This is a genomic window from Sphingomonas sp. ERG5 (assembly GCF_000803065.1).
Lineage (GTDB): Bacteria > Pseudomonadota > Alphaproteobacteria > Sphingomonadales > Sphingomonadaceae > Sphingomonas.
In genome coordinates, this window is the sequence record NZ_JSXI01000073.1 from 1 (window position 1) to 4,070 (window position 4,070).

The window sequence follows — 4,070 nt, forward strand, 5'->3', positions numbered from 1 at the left end:
CTGGGCCAGCGGTACAGCCAGGGCCACCGGGTCGGGCGGGGGTGCCTTTGTCGGCGGCCTGATCGGCGAGTTGACGGCGGGCACGGTCAGCAATTCCTACGCCACCGGTGCGGTGACGCTCGCCAGCACCGGCAACAACGGCGCTGCGGGCGGGCTGGTCGGCAACGCCGCATCGAACAGCCTGATCAACAATTCCTACGCCACCGGGCGCATCTCGAGCACGTCGATCAATGGTAATGTCGGCAGCGGCGGGCTGGTCGGCACGCTCAACGCCAGCCGCATCCAGAATGCCTATGCGACCGGTGCCGTCGCGGGAGGCCAGAATGTCGGCGGACTGGTCGGCAATGTGATCGGCGCCACCAGTTCGATCAACGGCGCCTATGCGTCCGGCGCAGTCTCGACATCGATGAACGGTTACCAGGTCGGCGGCGTGGTTGCCCGGCTGGTCGCCGGCTCGGTCACCAACGTCTATTGGGACCGTTACTCGACGCGGCAGAACAACGCCTTCACCACAGCCACCGGCACGACGAGCAACGTGAGCGCAATCACCTCCGATCCGACCCAGTCGGGCATGGCGAATTATGCGTTCCGGTCGAGCGCCTATGCCAATCTTGCCACGGGAACGGGCATCGACACCGCCACGCCGACCGGCTTCGTCTTCATGGCCGGCAATTCGACCCGGCCGTTCCTCGCCTTCGAAGTACCGACCATGCTCAGCACCAACACCACCGTCGGCCCGCTCCGCCTCACCAACAGCCACCAATTGCAGCTGATTGGCTATGATACGACCCGTCTGGCGGGCAGTTATATTCTCGCGAACACCATCAATCTTGCCGAAACCGGCTCGAACATCGGTACGGCCGCGACGTCATCGGGGATGTGGGCCGCCACCGGGTTCGTGCCGATCGGCACCGATGGAAACGGGCTGGTGTGGAACGGCACGGGCTATTCGCTGGTCGCGGCGGTTCCCGCCAATGCCGCCGCCGGCTTCAGCGGTTTCCTGTATGGCAATGGCTACGCCATCACCAATCTCGCGATCAATCGGGCCACGGCGAAGAATATCGGGCTGTTCGGCCTGCTTTCGGGGACGGTCAGCGGGGTCGATGTCGCCGGCGCCGTCACTGGCCAGAACGGCGTCGGCGGGCTGGTCGGCATGCTGTATCGCGACGGCCTGATCGAACAATCGCGCAGTGCGGTGAATGTGGCCGGCAACAATCTGGTCGGTGGCCTGGTCGGCAATCTCAACGATGGTTCGAACATCCGCACCAGCAGCGCCAGCGGCAGCGTCACCGGCATCAGCAATGTCGGGGGCCTCGCCGGCTATGCGTCGAACGCCGCGATCAGCCGTTCGTTCGCCACCGGTGTGGTGAATGGCGCCAACTATGCCGGCGGATTGATCGGATACCAGTATCTCGGCACGACCTCGAACAGCTACGCCACCGGCCGGGTCAGTGCTTCGGCCAACACGGCGGGCGGTTTGATCGGCTATCTTTACGGCGGCAGCTTGACCAACAGCTATGCGACTGGGCAAGTCAATGCGGCGCGCGCTGCCGGTGGCCTGACCGGGCAATCCGGCAACGGCGCGACCGTCACCAGTTCGTACTGGAACACCACCACCAGCGGTCAGGCGACCAGCGCCAGCGGTACTGGCCTGACCACGGAGCAGATGGAGGATCCCGCCAATTATTCCGGCTGGGATTTCCTCGGCACCTGGACCGATCCGAGCGGCGGCATCTACCCGATCATCCGCCCCTTCATGCCCGTTTGACGAAAAAGCGAGACCGACAATGATCATCGACGATACCGCCACCGACACCATGGTGCTGGCGCTGCGCCCCTGGACGACGCCCCGGATCGTGTATCAGGCGCAAGCCGCCGAAGACACGCTGGCCGACACCGCACAGCCGCCGAACGACTTGTCGGGATCGCCCGCTTTCCTCGCGTCGTAAGGCGCACACGCGCCGGATGGCATGTCCTGGCCGGCCGCGCCTTCAGCCGACATTGGACCCCTCGACGAAGCGGATGAAGCGTGCGGTGGCGATCGCGCGGGGCAGGGCATATTGGATCAGGTTGACGGCCTCGGTCCCCGCGGCGTCCTGTGGCGACCACCCCGCCAGCGCCGCGCGCAATCTGGGCAAGTCCAGGCGGCGCGCCATGGCCGGGTCCCGCGCCAGCGTGTCCAGCTCATCGATCAGCGCCGCGCGGTCGCGCCCGATGCGTATTGCCCAGTCGGCCGCCTGACGGCCGCGCCGCGTCTCGTTCAGCACCATATCGGGGATCTTGCCACGCAGCATGCGCCGCGCGAGCCAGCGGCTCTCGCCGTCGCGCAGATACTGGTCGTCGGGGATGCCGATGCAGAACTCGACCAGCGGGCGGTATGCGGTCGGATCGCGGCTGGGGATGCCGTGGATCAAATCCAGGCCCTGGCGGATGTCGCCGATTTCACGCATCGCGCCGGCAAAGGCGGCGGCGCGCGCGGCGCGGCTCGAACGTGGCGCGCGAAAGGATATGTCATGGCCCAGGGCGCGCGCGCGATCCCGCACGTTCATCTCACGCGCGTAAGCGGGATCGAGCGGACACCAGCTTGCCGGCGGCGTATCGTCCCGCGACGGGGGGAGGCCGGTCCAGCGCCGATAGGTTCCATCGGGCAACAAGGGCAGCAGCGCATGCGACGCGATGCTGCGGACAAGCGAGTGATGGCCGCGCACCGCATTCAATTCGCGCACCAGTCGCCGCCACCGGCCGCTCAACAGCCAGCCCGGATGCGCGCCCCTGCCATCGAAACTGAACGAGAAATTCCCCGCCGCGCCGAGCAGCAGCACATCGCAGCCACGCGCTTTTGCGCGCGCGCGCAGGGCGTGGATCCAGTGCAGGTTCATCGTGTTGCGCGGCGCGGTGCCGGCCATCAGGAACATCGCCGGCAGCTTGTGGTCGAACGACAATCCGGCGGCGTCGATCGTCTCGGTTTCCAGGGTTGGATACAGTGCGGAGAGTGCCGCGACATGGGCAGTTTCGTCGCCGAAAAATGCGGGATGGTCGATGCCATCCCAACCGGCCTCGGGAACGCCGGTCAGGCCGAGCAGCGGCCGGCTGCCCAGCGCCGTGACCGCGGAGGCTGCCACCGCCTGTGAATCGAGACCGCCGCTCAGGCTGATCGCCGGGCGATCGAAGCCCTGCAGCGCGGCCTTTGTCCCTTCCAGCAACAGGGCGTTCGCTGCCTCGACATACTCCGTGTCGCGCTTCAGCCGCACAGCGGGCAGGGCGGCAATGTCGTAATAGCGCCGGCTGGTCATGCCGTCCGGGGTGATGATGACCTGGGCGCCGATGCCGATGCGTCGCACGCCGCGATACCAGCCGCGCTCCTCATCCTTATAGTTCAGGTAGAGGCTGTCGGCGATCTTCTGTTCGTCGATCTCGGGCATGATCCCGTCACCGGCGAAGAGGATGCGGGCGGTGGAGGCGATGATGACGCGGTCGCGATCATGCCACACATGCAGCGGCGGTGCCTGGAGCGGCGACCGCGCGACACGCACCTGACGCTCGCCCGGGCGTACCGCGATCGTGGCGAACTGACCGATTGCGCGCAGGTCGACGGCATCAGCCCAGCGCGCATAGCCCAGGGCATAGAGCGTGGCGGGGTCGCGCGCGTCGCTGCGCAGGTCGCGGCGCAGCGTATCTGCATTGTCGAGATAGCCGTCGAACAGGATCTGCGTGCCGCACGGCGCGATGGCGGGGCGCCAGCCGCGCGCCTGGCCCGGGCCGGCGCACTGTGCCGCGAACAGCGCACCGTCGCTGCGATGATGGCCGACCGCGATGTCGATCCCGACCGCCAGTGATCGCGTGAAACGGTTGACGAGTCCGGGGTCGGGCGACGCACCCTGCCAATCGAGATGCAGGCCGATCATTCAGCGTGCGGGCTGGCCATGACGAATGCGAACCTCCCCGTCCCTCGGCGGGGCTATAAAGCGGGCAGGGCGGGCATACTACGGTTTTTTGCCGTTGGATTCCCGCCGGGAATGGCGTTTTGCCGCACTTGGCAACGACCCGATCCGTCGTGGCGGGGACGGGGG

The 4,070-nt window shown here is 67.0% G+C and carries 3 protein-coding genes; 2 read left to right on the forward strand and 1 reads right to left on the reverse strand.

What is annotated here, in order from left to right:
• Together OO12_RS23245 and OO12_RS28770 are read left to right on the forward strand one after the other, a co-directional pair.
• A partial coding sequence (locus tag OO12_RS23245; protein WP_034161158.1) for a beta strand repeat-containing protein occupies window positions 1-1,768 on the forward strand: 1,768 nt, incomplete at its 5' end.
• Window positions 1,769-1,787: 19 nt separating this feature from the next.
• The gene (locus OO12_RS28770) at window positions 1,788-1,949 is read left to right on the forward strand and encodes a hypothetical protein (protein ID WP_160296892.1); all 162 of its coding nucleotides are present in this window, start codon (window positions 1,788-1,790) and stop codon (window positions 1,947-1,949) included.
• Between the two features lie 42 nt (window positions 1,950-1,991).
• Here OO12_RS28770 and OO12_RS23250 read toward each other — a convergent pair whose 3' ends face one another.
• Window positions 1,992-3,905, reverse strand: coding sequence for an asparagine synthase-related protein (locus tag OO12_RS23250; RefSeq protein ID WP_034161159.1), 1,914 nt, complete (start codon window positions 3,903-3,905; stop codon window positions 1,992-1,994).
• Window positions 3,906-4,070 lie beyond the last annotated feature (165 nt).